At 45.6% G+C, this 18159-nt stretch carries 16 protein-coding genes; 7 read left to right on the top strand and 9 right to left on the bottom strand.

The annotated features are described in order from the left end of the window. Positions 1 to 99 precede the first annotated feature (99 nt). Together BLS69_RS05065 and BLS69_RS05060 are read right to left on the bottom strand one after the other, a co-directional pair. Entirely contained in the window at positions 100 to 4479 is a 4380-nt protein-coding gene (locus BLS69_RS05065; protein WP_091029034.1) for a glycosyl hydrolase 53 family protein, read from the bottom strand. Between the two features lie 257 nt (positions 4480 to 4736). Further along, a complete protein-coding gene (locus tag BLS69_RS05060) occupies positions 4737 to 5453 on the bottom strand; it encodes a YceI family protein (protein WP_091029033.1) in 717 nt (238 codons plus the stop codon). Between the two features lie 192 nt (positions 5454 to 5645). On the opposite strand from BLS69_RS05060, the gene BLS69_RS05055 reads away from it, so the two are divergent. Next, positions 5646 to 6332, top strand: coding sequence for a response regulator transcription factor (locus tag BLS69_RS05055; RefSeq protein WP_091029031.1), 687 nt, complete (start codon positions 5646 to 5648; stop codon positions 6330 to 6332). Next, positions 6317 to 7783: a HAMP domain-containing sensor histidine kinase gene (locus tag BLS69_RS05050; RefSeq protein ID WP_091029030.1), complete on the top strand. Its 1467-nt coding sequence runs from the start codon at positions 6317 to 6319 to the stop codon at positions 7781 to 7783. Before BLS69_RS05055 ends, BLS69_RS05050 begins: the two co-directional genes overlap by 16 nt. Positions 7784 to 7888: 105 nt before the next feature. Here the strand turns inward: BLS69_RS05050 and BLS69_RS05045 are convergent, their stop codons facing one another. Further along, positions 7889 to 8701: an AAA family ATPase gene (locus BLS69_RS05045; protein WP_091029028.1), complete on the bottom strand. Its 813-nt coding sequence runs from the start codon at positions 8699 to 8701 to the stop codon at positions 7889 to 7891. A gap of 433 nt (positions 8702 to 9134) precedes the next feature. On the opposite strand from BLS69_RS05045, the gene BLS69_RS05040 reads away from it, so the two are divergent. After that, positions 9135 to 9287: a DUF1540 domain-containing protein gene (locus tag BLS69_RS05040; RefSeq protein WP_076209985.1), complete on the top strand. Its 153-nt coding sequence runs from the start codon at positions 9135 to 9137 to the stop codon at positions 9285 to 9287. A gap of 202 nt (positions 9288 to 9489) precedes the next feature. Next, positions 9490 to 10947 carry a 4-hydroxyphenylacetate 3-hydroxylase family protein gene (locus BLS69_RS05035; protein ID WP_091029026.1) on the top strand — a complete coding sequence of 486 codons (1458 nt, stop codon included), beginning with the start codon at positions 9490 to 9492 and terminating at the stop codon, positions 10945 to 10947. Positions 10948 to 10968: 21 nt separating this feature from the next. On the opposite strand, the gene BLS69_RS05030 is transcribed toward BLS69_RS05035, so the two are convergent. The 3 genes from BLS69_RS05030 to BLS69_RS05020 are packed head-to-tail and all read right to left on the bottom strand — an operon-like array spanning position 10969 to position 12852. Further along, positions 10969 to 11535, bottom strand: coding sequence for a nitroreductase family protein (locus tag BLS69_RS05030; RefSeq protein ID WP_091029025.1), 567 nt, complete (start codon positions 11533 to 11535; stop codon positions 10969 to 10971). Positions 11536 to 11587: 52 nt separating this feature from the next. Next, entirely contained in the window at positions 11588 to 12394 is an 807-nt protein-coding gene (locus tag BLS69_RS05025) for a hypothetical protein (protein WP_091029022.1), read from the bottom strand. A gap of 5 nt (positions 12395 to 12399) precedes the next feature. Continuing rightward, positions 12400 to 12852 carry a flavodoxin gene (locus BLS69_RS05020; RefSeq protein ID WP_017687802.1) on the bottom strand — a complete coding sequence of 151 codons (453 nt, stop codon included), beginning with the start codon at positions 12850 to 12852 and terminating at the stop codon, positions 12400 to 12402. A 294-nt stretch (positions 12853 to 13146) separates the two neighbouring features. Between BLS69_RS05020 and BLS69_RS05015 the strand changes: the two genes are divergently transcribed. The 3 genes from BLS69_RS05015 (at position 13147) to BLS69_RS05005 (ending at position 15282) form a co-directional block, all read left to right on the top strand. Next, entirely contained in the window at positions 13147 to 14010 is an 864-nt protein-coding gene (locus BLS69_RS05015) for a class I SAM-dependent methyltransferase (RefSeq protein ID WP_017687801.1), read from the top strand. A gap of 2 nt (positions 14011 to 14012) precedes the next feature. Next, a complete protein-coding gene (locus BLS69_RS05010; protein ID WP_091029021.1) occupies positions 14013 to 14744 on the top strand; it encodes an RluA family pseudouridine synthase in 732 nt (243 codons plus the stop codon). Positions 14745 to 14937: 193 nt separating this feature from the next. After that, positions 14938 to 15282: an MGMT family protein gene (locus BLS69_RS05005; RefSeq protein WP_091029017.1), complete on the top strand. Its 345-nt coding sequence runs from the start codon at positions 14938 to 14940 to the stop codon at positions 15280 to 15282. A gap of 110 nt (positions 15283 to 15392) precedes the next feature. On the opposite strand, the gene BLS69_RS05000 is transcribed toward BLS69_RS05005, so the two are convergent. From BLS69_RS05000 to BLS69_RS04990, 3 genes are all read right to left on the bottom strand, one after another. Continuing rightward, positions 15393 to 16904, bottom strand: a complete 1512-nt coding sequence (locus tag BLS69_RS05000) for a DHA2 family efflux MFS transporter permease subunit (RefSeq protein ID WP_091029016.1) — start codon at positions 16902 to 16904, stop codon at positions 15393 to 15395. Further along, complete coding sequence (locus BLS69_RS04995; protein WP_036613308.1) at positions 16901 to 17347, bottom strand: MarR family winged helix-turn-helix transcriptional regulator; 447 nt, start codon at positions 17345 to 17347, stop codon at positions 16901 to 16903. Before BLS69_RS04995 ends, BLS69_RS05000 begins: the two co-directional genes overlap by 4 nt. Positions 17348 to 17622: 275 nt before the next feature. Continuing rightward, positions 17623 to 18063 carry a MarR family winged helix-turn-helix transcriptional regulator gene (locus BLS69_RS04990; protein WP_036613306.1) on the bottom strand — a complete coding sequence of 147 codons (441 nt, stop codon included), beginning with the start codon at positions 18061 to 18063 and terminating at the stop codon, positions 17623 to 17625. Between the last annotated feature and the right edge of the window lie 96 nt (positions 18064 to 18159).

Raw genomic sequence — 18159 nt, 5'->3', positions numbered from 1 at the left:
GATTCGATCTCTTTACCTGCTTTGTTATTTTCTATTCATGCGTACTGATGATGCCACCAGACATTCTTCGTAATCAAAAGCGGACTTTTTGAAATATCTCTAATACAGTTGTTCCATCAGTCTCGCGATTGCAACAGCACCCTGTGCACGGTTCGCTGTTTCTTTCGGAGCAAACGTGCCATCAGGCATGCCGTTCAGCAGTCCAAGTTGTTGCATCGAAGCTACAGCTTCTTTTGCATACCCGGCGATCTCGGCGTTGTCTACAAATAAAGTATTTCCTTGTGCAGCATTGTTCGCATCCTGATCACGTTGCACAACCTGCAGTGCTCTGTTCAGCATAACGGCCATATCTTCTCGCGAAATACGTTCATTCGCTCCAAAGCTTCCATCCGCCCGGCCTTGAATAATGTTCATTTCAATGCCAAGTCGTACTGAATCGGCATACCACTGCCCTTCCTTCACATCTGTTGGGATTGAGATAGATGGATCGGGCTGGCGTACATCACCAATACCTTTAATAATCATTTGCAAAAATTGTGCTCTGGTCAGTTCACCTTGCGGGGCAAAACGTGTTGCACTCATCCCCGTAATAATTCCCTTACCGTATAGGTTCTGCACTTCTTGGAGAGCCCAATTGTAATTTTGCAGATCATGTAATGGTACTTCAACTTCTGCAATGACATAACTGCCCGATTCCAGCGGTTTGAACGCCATCGTCTTTGTCTTGTCATCGTACTTAGAATACGTAACAGGTTTCATTTCACCACTTGGAGATACGGAATGTACAACCATAACTACATCATTCTTTTTAGGTTGCTCCACATTGGATAGAGCAACTTCAACCGCTCTGTTTGTCCATTGCAATGGCTTATTGTTCATTAACAAACTTACATCAACAATCGCATGATTACCGATCACTGCTTTTTGAGATGTGGACAATGTATCTGTCGATCCTTTTGCCACTACGATGTCGAACGTTCCCGCAGTCTCCGCAATGGTTAGCGGGAGTGATTTTAGAGGAACACGAACGGTAGTTTGTCCTACGACTACATCCAGGGATTTCACTTCCTCGGAACGAATCCATGCTGCCAGTTGACTTGCAGCCAACTGGAATGTGACTGTCTTGGCTGTGTCGGGTACATCTGCAAGCAGTTTCAACGTACGATTTCCTGCATCCATGGATTGCAGTGCCTGAGTTAATTGAGATGCATCCGGACGAATAGAATACTTGTCATCCCCGGTTGCTGTTCCTTTTACCGTTATTAGACCCTTCGCTGGCGGATTACCAGGTTCAGTCGGTGTTGTTACAGCCGGATTCCCCGTTGAAGGGGCTGTTCCCGGGTTGGACGGTTGTGACGGTTCACTTGGTTGGGATGGCTGGCCAGGGCCAGGTGTTACATCTTGACGTACAAGTTTACTCACAGCATCTTGTAACGCACGATCCGCATTGCTCACATCATGCGTTGAAGATTCAACATCCAGAATGAATGCCTTCGCTTCAGAAAGCGCCTTACTGAACACATTCCAGCTTGAAGTCGTGTATTCGGTTTGCTTTAATTTCTCAGCGGTATCTACCGTAGCTTGCAGTGCAGATTTGTCCGCCGGGAACGTACCGTAAGCTTCAAATTCCATGAATCCTACCCATGTGGGACCTGTTTTAATTGTTACTCGAATATAACGTCCCTCCGTGCCTTCTGGAAGTACATGGCTGGGTGCAGTTGATACAACAACATCACTTGTGGTGTCCACTACTTTCACAAAATTTTTGTTATCATTGGACACTTCGATCGTATATTTGATGCCACCACTCCACATCGACATCTCGATCTTGCGCAGGTTTGCGACTTTCCCCAAATCCACTTGCCACCAGCTATCCTTACTCTGGTCTGTTCCCCATGAAGTGTTCGGATTGTTGTCAATTGCACCTTCAGGAGAGTTGGCTTGATTGCCTCCTGTCCCTGCACTACTTGAAGCTGTTGCCGTTTTGCCCGTTGTTAAAGCCTCCAGAGAGACTAGACTAGTAAAGGCTTGTTTCAACGTATTCAGTGCTGAATTCACCTCAGATTGGACAACAGCATTGTTATCTCGGACCTGAATCGCTGCCTGCAAAGACTGTTCCAATACAGACCAGCTCCGGCGTGTATAGGAAGATTTAGTCTGCTGCTGCATTTGTTGAATGTACTGGTGCAGTTGTGTTTTGTCCACATTGGATAGACCATCAATGGCATCATGCAAACGTTTAACCGCTGTATTCGCATCCGTCTGTGTCGCTCTAGGATCATTCAAGACCTGCTCAGCGCCTTCCAGCGCTTTGGTCAATACCGCCCAAGTGGCCGCAGACCAGTCAGTCTGCTGATACGTGCGCGCTTCCGCTATTTTAGCTCTGAGCTCGTCAAGCTGCGGGGCGATAACTTGCATCTGCTGCATCACACGTTCCAATGCTGTTGTCGCTGCATCTGTATCTGCTTGAGTCACCCCACCCGGCGTGTATGCCTGTTGGTATACATCTTTCGCTGCCGAGATTGCCGGAGCCAGAGTCACCCAGCTTTCCGGAGTAAAATCAGTCTGTACCAATGATATGGCTCGTGTAAGTGCCGCATCCAGTTGCTGGCGGTCTGCGGGCAGAAGACTCAATCCACGTTTGTACACATCAAGGGACCATAATGCTCTGCCTTCATACGAATGCCCGCCGTTAGCCGGAAATTCATCGTAGTCAAACATCGCTTGGTTCTCCCAAGCATTCCCTTCGGATGCAATCCAGCCTACACCGGCCGGAATCCACGCCGGCTCCCAGTAGAAGAAACCTGCACCATGATTATTCGGCACGTTCGCAATCATGTCCATAATGCCAGCGATGGCATCATATTGACCTTGAACGGTTGCGGGGAAGTCTGCTCCCCCTACATGAAGCGCTTCGTCCGATCCGATGATATTTCCATGAGCGTCCCCGTTCTTGTAGGAAAACGGATAGGACGTTTCAGCGATAATAACATCTTTGCCAAACTCGGCTGACACTTCATTCATCGTTTTCTGTACATCCGCAAACGTCCCATGCCAGAACGGGTAATACGACAGTCCGATAATGTCATAGTCCAGTCCGCCATCACTTAACTCTTTAAAGTACCATCTGAACGTATCCGCCTTGCCGCCTTCAGCCAGATGGATCATAATCTTCACCTTATCCGCGTTATCGGTGATCTCTCCTTCTACTGCACGTACAGCATCAACTCCGCTTTTTAGCAATGCAACATTTTGCTCGAAATCCACGTCACTGCTCAAGCCGTTCAACACACCACTGTTAATCTCGTTACCGATCTGTACCATATCAGGCATAGCGTCTTCGGCTTTCATCTCACTTACAACTTCAACCGTATAGTCGTATACGGCCTGCTTCAACTCTTCGGGGGAAAGACCTTCCCAAGCTTTGGGACGAAGCTGCTGACCCGGGTGCGCCCACTCGTCCGAGTAATGGAAATCAAGCAGGATCTTCATACCTTTTTGCTTCACTCGCTTGGCCAAACGAATGACATCTTCCTTATCATTGTATCCCCCTGATTTCTGTGGATCATTCCACAGACGAAGACGCACATAATTGACACCGCGATCCTTGAGAATATCAAGCAAATCACGCTCTGTACCGTTGCTGTCCACGTATTTTCCGCCTTTGTCCTCAATGGCAGTCAACGTGGAAATATCAACACCTCTAACATAGTCTGCACGATATCCCTCAACGATCACCTTAGCTTTAAGCTGAGGTTCTGGAGGCGCACCATATACAACTCCTGTTACCGTAAATTCGCCTGCAGAGGCGTATTGCATAGGGTCGATATGATCCCAAGTCACAGGTACCATTCCCGATTTTTCATTCTGAAACTGTGCCTTTACCTCGTTGGGCAGAATTGGCGCACTTCTGGTCACCGTTCTCACTTCGATCTCATCATATCCTTTAATATTGGCTGGTTCAGTTCCTTCTGCTTCTCCCCACACTTTGAACTCCAATATTTCCGGCCAAACTCCCTCACCCTTGTAAAAGGAGATGTTCAGTCTGATGTATCGTACATCATTCTGCTGAAACGTCAGATCAGCGATCTGTTTGGGATCGGAATTTTCACTTTGATCAACAACTTTGGTCCATGCCTGCTGGTCAGCAGACGTTTCTACCATATATTTCACAACCGTGTTTTCTCTCCACGTTATTTCCGCTCCGGACAGATTGTAGTCTTCACCCAGATCAATCATTGCCCACTGTGGTTGTTCGGAGGTAACTCCCGCCGTAGCAGTCCAATGCGTGTCACTTTTACCATCAACCAAGTGCTCCTTTTTACTCTCCCACTCCAAATATTCTGTGCTTACCGAAACCGCCTTGTTAAGTGCCACGTTCACTTTTGCATCTTCTGCAGCCGCTGGACGAACCATCAACCCCAGATCACAGAATAGCATCAGTAATACCAGACACCCGCTTATGTACCTTTTGTTCACTCTTGATCTCCCCCTTTTTGTGTTTGATTGTGCATGGATCAATGAATGTTATGAATCCTCCTCATTGTAAGCGCTTAATAGTGATAGGCGACACGGCATAATCCAAAGGAAACAGCAGTTATTTTAACAATATGATCCTGTGACAGTTACATTTGAGCTATATTAATCACACTATTTTGCAAAAGAAACAAAAAAATCTGTCCGTCTACCGTAAGGCAGAACAGAACAGATTTTCAGGTATATGATCATTGTTACACTTATTTGGAAAGTTTCAATTCAAGTTGTACCTGGATATCATTTTCAGTTGAGAGCACAACGGAGTGTGGATTTTCCATTCCGAAATCTTCGAATGTTACCATGGATGTTGCCGACAACAATACTGCATTATTCTCATAAGCAGCTTTTGCGTCAAAAGTTACTTCTTTTTCAATACCTTTAACCGTAATCGTACCATTCATTTTGATATCAACCGTTTGACCGACAGGCCATTCCGCAGGTACCCCTTCAAATGAAGTCGCTGTAAAAGTTGCCTGTGGATACGTAGCAATGTCGAAGAAATCCGCTTGCTTCACGTGACCATCACGCTGTCCATTCCCGGAATCAATGCCGTCCATCTCGATCTGTCCTTCTGCCTTCATCTGAGAAGCATCATCTACATTAATTGTCCAATTCCCTTTTACCTGCTCGTCCACAAAATTAACCGTCTCCTGTGAAGTGGTTACGGAGAAGTATACTTTGGAACCTTCGCTGATGTTCCAGTCTCCGTTCAGTTGCTCTGCTCCTACAGTTTCATTGGCTACAGCCGTTCCTGTGCTATCTACAGTTGTTGTGGAAGTTGCTGTGCTGGCAGGAAGCACCTGTTCAATCTCCACGTTGTTCCCCAAGTAGCTATTTGCGAGATAGTAACCACCGCCACCGATTACAGCAACCGCCGCCACACCTGTAATAAGCCATGCTTTTGCTTTCTTGTTCATCTGTATGTTTCCTCCAGTATATTATTGTTTAAGTTGCTTGTTGGAGTGAATCATATCAATTGAATGTGTCAGGAAGAAGTCAAGATAAGACAAGTCCCATATTTTTTTCAAATCCGTAATACAGGATTGGCTTTACGCTCTAGCTCATGTAAAATCAGTACAAGTTTACTCAGCGAAAGGAGAACGCTTTTCTTGAAATCCATACTTATCGTCGAGGATGAGCAAGCTATTGCACGAGTACTGGCTGCTTATCTGAGAAAAGCAGAATTTGAAGTTCATCATGCAGCAGATGGACCGACTGCACTTACCCTTTTTGATACCGTAACGCCTTCCCTGGTATTACTTGATGTGATGCTGCCAGGAATGGATGGATGGGATCTGCTGCGGATTATTCGTGAAAAAAGTGCTTGTCCCGTGATCATGCTAACTGCACTGGATGACATTTCAGACCGCCTCAACGGACTAAATGCCGGTGCTGACGATTATATGAGCAAACCTTTTGTACCGGAAGAAGTGGTCGCCAGAGTTAATGCGGTGTTGCGCCGTAATCCACATTGGACCTCTGGTGGCGAAGAGAAGCGTTCCTTTGGAAATCTCGTCATTGATCTTGCTGCCAAGCAGGTGCTGCTGAACGGTGCAGAGGTTGCACTCACACCTCGTGACCTGTCGTTGCTGTTCTTCCTGTCCGATTATCCGAATCGTACGTTTACCAGGGATCACCTTATTGAACAGGTATGGGGGATGGACTATGATGGCAGTGACCGTGCTGTGGATCTATCGATTAAACGACTACGTCAAGCCCTCTCCCACTGGTCTGCAGAGACGGGAGAAATTCGGACGTTGCGAGGAATGGGGTATCAATTTTGGATCGCCAACTGAAACAGAAAAAAAACAAACGGACGATATCCATTCTGTCACACTGGACACTGCGATATTTTCTCATTTTGTGCATTGGTTTCACGATTATTGCGGCAGGGGCACTCTACTGGATTCGAACAACTTCCATTGAGAAAAGCCTCAAAACCGCAGAACTGCTTGGTCTGGAGATTGCCGATCATGTGACCAGTGAAAATAATATGCTTCGGGTTCCACCCGATCTTGATAGACTGGTAACCAAGCGAGAGAAACTATTTAATACAGATCATTATTTTTGTGTCATGATCTTGGACAATAACAATCAATTGATCTTTTCCCAGCCTAAAATGGAACAAAAAGATGTGCATTATCGACTGTCAGACGACTATCTTGAACCGCGAAACAACAAATATGCAGGTGTAACGGTCAACATATCCGAAGGCGATCAAACCTTGGGCAAAGTGTGGGTCATGCAGTCCAAACAATCCATTACATTTGGTCCAGAGACCATATGGCTCGTGGCTCTAATCCTCGGAGGACTAATCCTCTGTGGATGGTTTACAATCTATCTCCTGTCCAATAAGTTATCCAGACCCATTCGTCAGGTCGCCTATGCCGCTGAGCAGATTCGAGGTGGCAATTATGATGTGAGCCTTGACTTGAATACACGAGAACGTGAGATCAATGAACTTGTAAATTCATTTCGAGATATGGCGACTCGTCTCCGACAACTTGAAGAATGGCGTACACTTTCGCTGGCAGGGGTAAGTCATGAACTCAAGACACCGGTAACTTCCATCAAGGGGCTCGTTATGGCAGTACGTGACGATGTCGTGAGTCCACAGGAAGGAAAAGAATTTTTGGATATCGCTTTGAAGGAATCTGAACGCATGGAGCGAATGGTCGCAGATTTGCTTGACTATAACGCCATGGCTGCAGGAAGTGTTGCCGTTCGCAAGGAACGGACGGATCTGAAACTGTTGGTCGGTGAGATCATCTATCAGTGGAAGATTGCGTATGAGGACAAAATGCCAGAGGTTCAGCTGCACGCACCTCCAATTAACTTCTTTACCATGGGGGATGCTCTCCGCATTCAGCAGATCATTGTCAATTTGCTCAATAACGCACTTCATGCCACAGCTCCTGCACAAAAGGCTGTCTTCGATATTTATCTAAGTACTGAAGAACAGATGCTGTACGTTGATGTCAAGGACAACGGCACAGGCATCGCAGCTGAAGAACAACCCAAAATCTTCGAACGCTTCTATCGTGGAGAACTCAAAAAACGTCGTAACCGCGGCCTGGGACTAGGATTAACATATAGTCGGCTACTCGCTCAGGAACAGGGCGGTGAACTGACACTTGTCTCCAGCAGCCCGGAAGGGAGCATGTTCAGATTAAGTCTGCCACGCTGGACTGCAACGCAAGAAGCCATGAATACAGAAAAAGCATACGGAGCAGCCGTTAAAGTGTAACGCAACATGCTAACATGGCAGATAGCCCAGGATTCCATTCAGGAGACTGGGCTATTTCAGCGTTGTTCCTTGTTGCTTTATCCAAACTATCCAAAATAGAAGCAGTCAACACTCTAAGACACGTGGCTTGTATTCATCATAAGCATCCGAGATCAGTTGCTTATGAAGTGTACTACTGGCAATGATCGCTTTCCGCTTTGCTTTCAAAACGATCTGCTCTATATCCGCATAACTGCACCCTGCCAAGCGTTCACATATGTAATCTTCCAGCCGGGTCTCCTGTTCAAATGCTCCCACCAACTTGCTGATATACAATCTGCGACTTGAATCATCAGGCATACCATAGGTCATCTTCGTATCAAAACGCCGCCAGATGGCATGATCCAGTTGGGTCTCCAGATTCGTTGCAGCCACCAGTATGCTGTCCCCATCAAATTCGTCCAGACACTGCAATAACGTATTGACGACACGAGCCATCTCTTTCACTTCATCATTGCTCTCACGTGTCCGGCCTATGGCATCAAATTCATCCAGAAATAACACACAGGGATTCATTCGTGTATATTCGAATAACTTGCGTACGTTACTCCCCGTCTCCCCAAGATGGCTATGTATGATCGCATCTAATCTCACCAGTACCAGTGGCAGATCAAGACGCTCCGCCAGATGTGATGCCGTTAATGTTTTTCCCGTGCCGGGAGGCCCGAACATGACCATTTTGTTGGGGATTGATACATCATGCTCTCTGAACCTCTCTTTCATGCCCAGAATGGTGATAAATTCATTAATGATGCGTTCATTTTCAGCGGAAAATACAATATGCTGGGCTTTGCGTCTACACTCTTTTGGGGTGTAAAAAGCAGCCATATCGATCCCTTTTGCTCGGGGAATCCGGTTCATATGGTTTATTTTGCTCATGTATACATATGCTCCTTCATTTATAGTGTCAGTCCGTGATTCAAGTTATATAAGTTGAACTAATGAATATTTACACTGACCACTTCGATGACAGAACAACCTTCCGATCGCTGTTATCGTGTAAATGTTTAGTTCAATTTATATAGAACCACTTAGACCTTTAATCGTAATTATTACTATTAAATAATAACATACTACTGTCTTTATGCAAATATAACCACAGCACGTACACTATTTTGCCACAGAAGGAAGTCATTTGGTTGCAAGCTTCAATAAAATTTGCTATTCTAATTATGCATCGTTGTGTATAATGCAAAAAAGCCCTCCAAAATTTCGTGAGAGCAAAAATTTTCCAGGTTCGCAAGCGGCAACTTGTTGTATCTGGTTTCTTTATACCAACGAATGTAATCCAATTAAAGTGAGGTTATCAATCATGGCAAAAGACGTATTGTGTGAAGTTAATTCCTGTCGTCACTGGGCTCAAGAAAACAAATGTAACGCTTCTTCGATCTACATCGTGAGTCACAGTAACAAAGAAGCAAGTCAGTCTGCTGAAACAGACTGTAAGACTTTTGAAGTGAAATAAGTAATTTGATGTAATCGACTTAAAGGAGCCTTTACCGGTTCCTTTTTTCTTTGTCTATTGTAACAAGAATGATAATTATTATCAAGCCCTATTCTGTAAAAATGCTTCTCACCTCTTAAATGCACATTGGACAGATCACCTACGTACACTACGTAAGAAGTCAGTCTGCCCATGAACGATTAGAACCAAGAGGTGAATAACAATGCCTGTTAAAAGTGGCACACAGTATCGAGAACGAATTGATGCACAGTCCGTCCCTTGCTGGTACAAAGGTAAACTTATTACTGGAAAACGCTCTGAACATGTAGCATTTGCTGGCTTAATGGAGACTCAGATGTACATGTATGATCTGCAATCCGATCCTCAATTTGCGGAAAAGATGACGTATGCCTCCCCGGCAGACGGCAAACCTGTGGGCATATCCTTCCTGCCTCCAACGAGTGCCGATGACCTCCGTAAACGACGGGAAGGGATGAATATCTGGGCAAATGTCCATCATGGCTTTCTTGGTCGCTCACCCGATTACATGAATACAGCCATAATGTCCTTTTACACAGGTGCCGATCTCCTGAACGAATTATCTCCCCAATATGCAGATAATCTCAAGAATTATTATGCCTACTGCCGTGATCATGATATTACGCTATCCCATGCCTTCATTCAGCCATATGCCAGCAAAATCTCAGGGCAATTGGATGCCACTGAGGATGCTATTGCCGCAAAGGTCGTAGATCGCACCGAGGAAGGCCTCATTATTAGCGGAGCATTTATGATGGCTACACAAGCTGCCACTTCGGATGAGATTTTTGTCTATCCGTCACCTTCTCCTGCCCCATTTGATGACGAAAATCCATTTGCATTCTCTTTTGCTGTCCCCAATGATCTGCCAGGAATCAGTCTGGTATGCAGGGATACTTACGCAGCCGAATCTCACACCAACTATCCTCTGAGTTCCAGATATGAAGAAATGGACAATATCGTCATCTTTGACCGGGTGCTTGTTCCGCATGAACGAATATTTTTTGCAGGAAGTGAGGAAATGTCCTCACGTCTCTTCAGTGGTAGCAACTTTCATATTCACGCAGGTCATCAGGTATTGTGTCGTTATATTGCCAAGACGGAATTTGTTCTCGGTACAATCCAGCTTCTCACGGATACACTGGATCTGAATACGGAAGCACATGTTATAGAGAAATCTGCACGTGTGTTCGCAGGTCTTGAATCGTTAAAAGCATTGGCCTTGGCCGCGGAGGCAGGTGCAATACCAGACGGACGAGGATTTGTATTACCTGCACCCAAACCATTAATGGCAGCCAATCTCCTTTTTCCGAAACTTTATCCTGAGATGATTGAAATTCTGCAACTCTTGGGTTCGAGCGGGGTGATTATGATCCCTCAGGAAGAAGAGTTTCAATCCGATATCGCTCCGTCACTGAATATATATCTGAAAGGGAACGATATGGCTTCTCACGAACGCAACGCTCTGTTTCGCCTGATCTGGGAGCTTGGGGCTGGATCATTCGGGGGCAGGCAGACCCAATTCGAACGATTCTTTTTTGGCAATGTCCTTACGGTGTCCAATCGATTGTTCTCCGTCTACAACAAGGATCAGACGAATCGTCAGCTCGTTCGTGATTTTCTGTCCAACACCAGCAAATAAGAGAACTAATGAATCATTTTTTTATACCAGATGGTCATAGACCGTCATCAGTTCAGAGGCTGGTCTGCTTGCATCCATATCCCGCAATGCAGGCTGGTCTCCGTAACCGATATGGAAGACCCCCAGCACCTTCTCTTCACTTGTCAAACCCATCAAATTCATAAACACAGGATGTTGTTGATAATCATTGATCTTCCAGACAGCATTCAAACCCTGTTCCGCAGCCAGAATACTAAAACGTTTACTCCAGGCTTTGGCCGGCAGAAGATCATCCTCACGGGCATTTCTAGGCGCCACGACAACCAGATGGGTAGGGATTGCTTCCGTGTATTGATATGTAGCCCAATCGCCGTAGCGATCAGCCAGATGGGGTGGATAGCTCTGTCTGACCGCTTCCAGATATAGCTGTCGCCCTTCGCCTGCAAACAACATAAATCTCCAAGGTTCTGAACTCATCACATATAATGAAGGATCTGCTTCATCAAGCAACTTTCGTATAACCGACTGGGGTACTGGCAACGGACTGAATTCGCAAGTTCCTGCACGTCTCTTGCCGCTGCTTATATCTGGACTTAGACCGGTAGACATGGCAACTTCCCCTCCTCTATCTGCATGATATATCGTTATCCTTCAATCGCCTTCACATCAACCATGTTTTCTTCGGTTCAACGGCTTCCGTTTTCCAGCGATCTACCTCTTCGTGTATGCGCGCCTTATCACGCGTCGTAAACTGTTCTGACTCCACCACTTCAGCTTGCGGCATGCTGTCACGTATCAAGCGAATGTAGTCCATGGAACGTATCAGAGACTGGCGTCCAGGGATGTACCTAATTTTGCGTCCTTCCAACAAGCAGTATATCTCGATCATACCCGGTAATTTTCCGAAGGCCTCCCAGCAGAATACACTGACCATATGCTGAAACGCTTCAACTACGTTTGGATCGTGGACAACCATATATTTCTGAATAAGCAGCGAATCCCAGCCTTCTGGTTGCCAGGCCGCCTGAAATATCATCGATAAATGCATGGATAATGAAGGTAACTCCGTTCTCCACTGTTCAAAAAGAATGGCTGGATGTTTCAGATCATCGTTCATTGCAATGGCAAGTGACAATTCATCCGTGATCTTGTTCTTCACATCCCAGTAATGGAGAACAGATTCAAAACCATCGGTCTTTCTGGGCCACCACTTCTCAAGTAAATACTGTACAGGTACTTCTTTGCGAACATCGGGGTCGAGACTATAAAAGGCATTGACCGCATGGCTCACCGCATATTGTACACGGTGCCTCCATTGCAGTGGAGGACGCTGCTCAGACACTGGTTCAGGGCGGATGAATCGGTGTGGGCTGCGCAGCATTTCTTCCAATCTGTAATCTTCGAGCAGACGTCCGGGAAGGTCATTCCTTCCGACCGGCATCGCTGTCTGAACATTATGTCTTAACATGATCTTTAGGATACCTGTAATCCGGCAGCAGCGAAGCGTTTGCCAAAGTCACGGCATGTTTCTTTCTCCTGCTCAAGCGGACTGTATTCAATTTTCAACATCTCTGGAGATACCTCCGCCCCACGCTCTTGCAGCTTGGCAGCCGCGAGATCAACTGCACCGCAGAACTGCTCATACGAGGTGTCACCACTACCAAACACCGCAGCTCTCTTACCGCTCAAGTCTAGTTCATCCAGCTCCTCATAGAAATCAAGGAATTCATCTGGCAACTCCCCGTCTCCCCAGGTGTACACACCGATCATGAATCCGTCATAGTCCAATACATCAGATGCATTACAATCCGTTACGGATTTCAGGTCTGCCTCGTGGCCTCCCTGTGTAATTCCTTCCACAATCAGTTCTGCAATTTCTTCTGTATTTCCTGTCATGCTCGCATAAGCCACTAACAATTTAGCCATCTATTTTTCCCTCACTTTAATTTGATCATGTTATATTCTCTCTATGAAGAAAGAATGAATTTTGGATTAACAAAATCATATGTGATAATGATTATCATTGTCAAATTAAATTTTTGGTTATCTTTGTTTTTCAGTATATGGCACACCTTGGATTTCAACACAGCTAAAATACCTCACCCTTTTAAGGTCAGATGTAATACCTTCCTCCAATGATCCCGTCCCCCAACTGGCGTACAAGCCCTTTTTTGTTGTACAATAGTATCCAAATGACTTTTGAAGGATGGATAAATCATTATGTACGTAGCTAAGAATTGGAAGGACTATGAAGTAATCGATACAGGAGGCGGCGAGAAACTGGAGCGTTGGGGAGATGTGATTTTACGCAGACCCGATCCACAGATTATTTGGCCCCTTGAGCAAGAAACCAATGAATGGCGGCAAGTGCACGGTCACTATCATCGCAGCTCTTCCGGTGGCGGTAACTGGGATATGAAAAAGCCCATTCCCGAGCGCTGGACGATCGGATACGAAAACCTGAAATTCCACATTAAACCTACCAGCTTTAAGCACACTGGCCTGTTCCCTGAACAAGCCGCCAACTGGAGCTGGATGATGGATAAAATCTCCAATGCAGGACGCCCTATTTCTGTCTTGAACCTGTTTGCCTATACAGGCGGAGCAACGGTAGCTGCTGCTTACGCAGGCGCTTCTGTTGTGCATGTGGATGCTGCTAAAGGCATGGTTCAATGGGCCAAGGAAAATGTTCAATTATCCGGACTGGCTGATCGCCCTGTTCGTTTTATTACAGATGATGTATTCAAATTTGTACAACGGGAACAACGTCGTGGAAATCGTTACGACGCCATTATTATGGACCCTCCTTCTTATGGCCGAGGCCCTAATGGAGAGACATGGAAACTGGAAGAGAACCTATATCCTTTCTTGAAGTCATGTATGACGATCTTGTCGGATAATCCATTATTCATGCTGGTTAACTCCTACACTACGGGCATTTCCTCTACGGTTCTGCGCAACATGTTGACCATGACGATGTCTGCTCAGTACGGTGGTGACATTACTGCAGGTGAAATTGGTCTGCCAATCACACGTAGTGGTCTTGATCTGCCTTGTGGTATTCTGGGCCGTTGGGAGTCTTAATCATGTCAGAACATCGGCATGATCACGATGCAATTCCGATTCTGTTCGAAGACAACCATCTGTTAGGCATTACGAAACCGGTCAATGTACCTACCCAGGAAGATTCATCAGGTGATCCGGATTTGCTTACATTGCTGAAGCAGGATCTGAAAGAACGATACAATAAACCTGGCAATGTTTATCTCGGGTTAGTACACCGACTTGATCGTCCTGTTGGAGGGGCAATGATTTTTGCCAAGACTTCTAAGGCAGCTTCGAGATTGTCCGAGACTGTGCGGGGACGTCATTTCCGTAAAATATATGTGGCTGTTGTACATGGCAAGTTGCCTGCACAACAGGGAACGTTAAAACACACGCTGCTGAAAGATGCACGCACAAATACCGTTACTGTTGTGCCTAAAGGCACGGCTGGCGGTAAGGATGCCATTCTGGATTATCAGGTCATTGGTGAGACGGACCGTTACAGCCTTGTTCATATCGAACTGCACACCGGCAGATCTCATCAGATTCGGGTGCAAATGAAAGAAATTGGCTGCCCTCTGTACGGGGATCAGAAGTACGGTGCAAGCGTGAATAAACCCGGGCAACAGATCGCTCTCTGGTCTGCGATTGCAGCTTTTCCTCATCCAGTTACCAAGGAAGAAGTTATTCTGCAATCTTTGCCTGCAAGAGAATTCCCCTGGGCAGAATGGCCAGCTGCTGTGTACCAAAAAGCTTTTGGACAACCTCAATAAATACGTGTTCAAAAAGACTGGTTTTCAGTAACGAGAAGATGGGATCACAAGCATTTTTATCGAACAACCTCTATAAATGCACAGGATCAGGTTAGATCTGTCCATATCACGTGTCGTTCAGATTCTGTATCTGAACGACACGTTTTTTCATATTTTCAGCTATATACCTAAGATACAGAAAGGAGACATCATGATGACCCCGTTTACCAAACAAGTCGTTGCGATCATCGCGGCGATTCCCGAAGGTAAAGTGATGACGTACGGTCAGATTGCAGCCCATGCCGGAAGTCCAAGAGCCGCGAGACAAGTCGTACGTATTCTGCACTCGATGAGCCGCAAGGAACGTCTGCCCTGGCACCGTGTCGTCAACGCAAAAGGCGAAATCTCCATACCGGACGAACACTCGCGCATGATGCAGGAAACAGAACTGATTAGCGAAGGTGTGGAGTTTCAGCTGAACGGAACCATTAATCTTCAACGGTTCGGTCATGAGCCGGATCCTGTATTTCTTATTGATCCAACGATCCAGCCCGAATAATAAGATTACTCTCCTCATATTGCGCACACCAAAAAAAAGAGAACTCAGGCAGTTAGGGTTACCCCATTTCAACTGCTAGAGTTCTCTTTTTTTGTTTTTTCTGATATTCGTTATGCTGTAGCCGTCGCTTTTTCCTGTTCTACAGTAACAGGCTCAACAGCTGGTTTTGTTTTCCGAATAAAGAACGCCATGATCAAAGCAACCACGGTCATTCCGGTAGCCACGATGAATGCATAGTTAACACCGTAAATTGTTGCATCTGCGGTAGCAGCTAACATCGCTGTCTTATTATTAGGGTCAACTTGGCCCGCAGCCACTGCATCCGCCAGATGTGTTTTGAGCTTGCTACTCATGATGGTAACGAGAATGGCTGTACCGATCGCACCGGCAACAGTACGCAATGTGTTGGACATCGCTGTACCATGCGCGTTCAGACGCTGAGGCAGTTGATTCAGACCTGCTGTCTGGATCGGCATCATCAGCATCGACATACCGAACATACGAGCCGTATATATAAACATCATGTAGCCGTACGTAGTATCGATTGCCAGGCGACTAAGTCCCCAAGTAGTAATTGCCGTAATGGCAAGACCTGCAACCGATAGCCAGCGTGCGCCCACTTTATCAAATATGCGACCTGTAATTGGAGACATAATCCCCATCAATATCGCACCAGGCATCATCAGAAGTCCTGATTCAATTGGTGAGAATCCACGAATGTTTTGCAAGAAAATAGGGAGCAGGATCATACCTGCAAACATCGCCATTGTCACGAGCATATTGATAATCGTGGTTAATGTATACATGTTGTATTTGAAAATACGGAACTCAAGGAGCGGATGATCTGTTGTCAGTTGACGAATAACGAACAGAATCAGGGATATCGCACCTACAACGAGACATCCAATGACAATTGCACTGCCCCATCCATCGGTACCCGCATCACTGAATCCGTAGAGCAAACTACCAAAACCTAGTGTAGATAAAATAACGCCTGGATAATCCAGTTTAGGTCTGGATTGACGTGTTACGTTTTTGACAAAAGCAATACCAATTGCCGTTGCAATAATAGAAAATGGCAAGATGATGTAGAACAACAATCTCCAGGAATAATGCTCAACCACATAACCTGAAAGTGTAGGCCCAATCGCAGGAGCCAGAATCATCGCAATCCCCATGGTTCCCATGGCCTGACCGCGTTTCTCAATCGGGAAGATGGTCAGGAATACAACGGTCATGAGAGGCATCAGGATACCTGCACCTGCCGCTTGAATGACACGACCTACCATCAGAATGGTGAAGGTTGGACTAAGACCACAGACTAATGTACCTATGGTAAATAGAGTCATGGCTGTAATAAAAATTTGACGCGTTGAGAATTTGGCAATCAGATATGCCGTAACCGGAATCAGTACACCGTTGACGAGCATATAACCCGTAGTTAACCATTGGGCTTTGTTTGCATTGATCGCGAGGTCTTCCATGATTTTAGGAAGCGCTACGTTCATCAGGGTTTGGTTCAGGAATGCCACAAAGGCACCAATTAACAATGCCGCTACAATCGGGCCTTTCTTGATGTTGTCCATCGCTGAGGATGGAGCTGCAGCAGTAGTCGTACTCATATGTTGTTCATCTCTCTTCCTTCTAACTTTTCAATCATTTGACTATGAATTCTAAGTAGGTGCTCAAGGTCTTCCTTCGATATATCCAGAATGGGTGACACTCTTTCCATCCACAAATGGTGCGTTTCCTGTTGGGCCTGTTCCCCTTTGTCCGTAATCTGAAGCTTAACGGATCGGCGGTCAGCATCTGAACGTGTCCGAACGATATACTCGCCTTTGACCAGTCGCTCCACAACAGCGCTCATGGAACTGCTGCCCATATGGCATAGCTCAGCCACTTCATTGATGCCAATGGAAGGACGCTCCCTCAGAATGGATAACACCATAAACTGGATCGAAGTCAGCTCGATCTCCTTGTTTTCATTCCAAAATGCTCGAAAAAGCATTTGATTCACTTGGCGGAACGAATTAATAATATAGAATACTTCATACGTATCAGTCATTGATTCACCCTTTTACTTTTGGAATATAATATTTCGTACACGAAATATCAGGGGAACAATTATTTATTATAACAAAAATATTTACATAGTCAACTCTTTACATATGAATTCGCAAAAATAATATTAGGACATACTAACTGTGTTACCCCCATGCCTTTACCCAACTAATCTGGACACAGTGTGTATCATATGTAATTTGTAAATAAAATAACCATAGGGCTCCTGCAAGAAACGAGCAGGCACTCCTATGGTTATTCAGAAGAATCAGCATGGTATCATACCGAAGTAGATAAGGCAGGCTCTTTGGTTTTGGGTGTTGTCATTTTGCCTAACAGATATACCAGCAATTGTTGATTGTGCATCGAAATGTTACTGAGAACAGAGTTCATGAATTCATTACGGATGGTGATTCCCCGCTCTGTCTCCATTCTTCCTTTCTCAGACAGAGATACCCACACAATGCGTCGATCCTGATTATCCCGATTCCTGCGAATCAGATCATTTTTCTCCATCCGATCGAGCAGCATGGTTACGGCAGCTGGCGTAGTCGACAGATAAGGAATCAGATCCGAAGGTTTCATCTTCTGATGATCTTCGAGTACCTCCAGAACAGCCAGCTGAGCCTCCGTTAATGAGGGTGCCAGCTCTTGATCCATATGCAATTTATAATCTTTCGTTAACCTGGACCAGCACTTGGCAAAATCGGAATTATACATCTTCCATCGCTCCTCTCTGCAACCGGTTATCACTTCACCTGCTTAAGTTTTCGCGCTCCAAAGCCGCATTCCTGCTGCTTTTTTTCAATTTCCTAG

It is taken from the genome of Paenibacillus sp. CF095, assembly GCF_900101225.1.
Taxonomy (GTDB): domain Bacteria; phylum Bacillota; class Bacilli; order Paenibacillales; family Paenibacillaceae; genus Paenibacillus.
The sequence above is the reverse complement of the archived record's forward strand: the minus strand, read 5'-3'. Positions and strand labels throughout refer to the sequence as shown.

What these genes read in the sequence shown, in the direction of transcription:
- BLS69_RS05000 (WP_091029016.1), bottom strand. Translation starts at nt 16,904, where the DNA reads ATGAGTACGACTACTGCTGCAGCTCCATCCTCAGCGATGGACAACATC.
- BLS69_RS05010 (WP_091029021.1), top strand. Translation starts at nt 14,013, where the DNA reads ATGTCAGAACATCGGCATGATCACGATGCAATTCCGATTCTGTTCGAA.
- BLS69_RS05030 (WP_091029025.1), bottom strand. Translation starts at nt 11,535, where the DNA reads ATGTCTACCGGTCTAAGTCCAGATATAAGCAGCGGCAAGAGACGTGCA.
- BLS69_RS05060 (WP_091029033.1), bottom strand. Translation starts at nt 5,453, where the DNA reads ATGAACAAGAAAGCAAAAGCATGGCTTATTACAGGTGTGGCGGCGGTT.
- BLS69_RS05015 (WP_017687801.1), top strand. Translation starts at nt 13,147, where the DNA reads ATGTACGTAGCTAAGAATTGGAAGGACTATGAAGTAATCGATACAGGA.
- BLS69_RS05025 (WP_091029022.1), bottom strand. Translation starts at nt 12,394, where the DNA reads ATGTTAAGACATAATGTTCAGACAGCGATGCCGGTCGGAAGGAATGAC.
- BLS69_RS05045 (WP_091029028.1), bottom strand. Translation starts at nt 8,701, where the DNA reads ATGAGCAAAATAAACCATATGAACCGGATTCCCCGAGCAAAAGGGATC.
- BLS69_RS05035 (WP_091029026.1), top strand. Translation starts at nt 9,490, where the DNA reads ATGCCTGTTAAAAGTGGCACACAGTATCGAGAACGAATTGATGCACAG.
- BLS69_RS04995 (WP_036613308.1), bottom strand. Translation starts at nt 17,347, where the DNA reads ATGACTGATACGTATGAAGTATTCTATATTATTAATTCGTTCCGCCAA.
- BLS69_RS05040 (WP_076209985.1), top strand. Translation starts at nt 9,135, where the DNA reads ATGGCAAAAGACGTATTGTGTGAAGTTAATTCCTGTCGTCACTGGGCT.
- BLS69_RS04990 (WP_036613306.1), bottom strand. Translation starts at nt 18,063, where the DNA reads ATGTATAATTCCGATTTTGCCAAGTGCTGGTCCAGGTTAACGAAAGAT.
- BLS69_RS05005 (WP_091029017.1), top strand. Translation starts at nt 14,938, where the DNA reads ATGACCCCGTTTACCAAACAAGTCGTTGCGATCATCGCGGCGATTCCC.
- BLS69_RS05020 (WP_017687802.1), bottom strand. Translation starts at nt 12,852, where the DNA reads ATGGCTAAATTGTTAGTGGCTTATGCGAGCATGACAGGAAATACAGAA.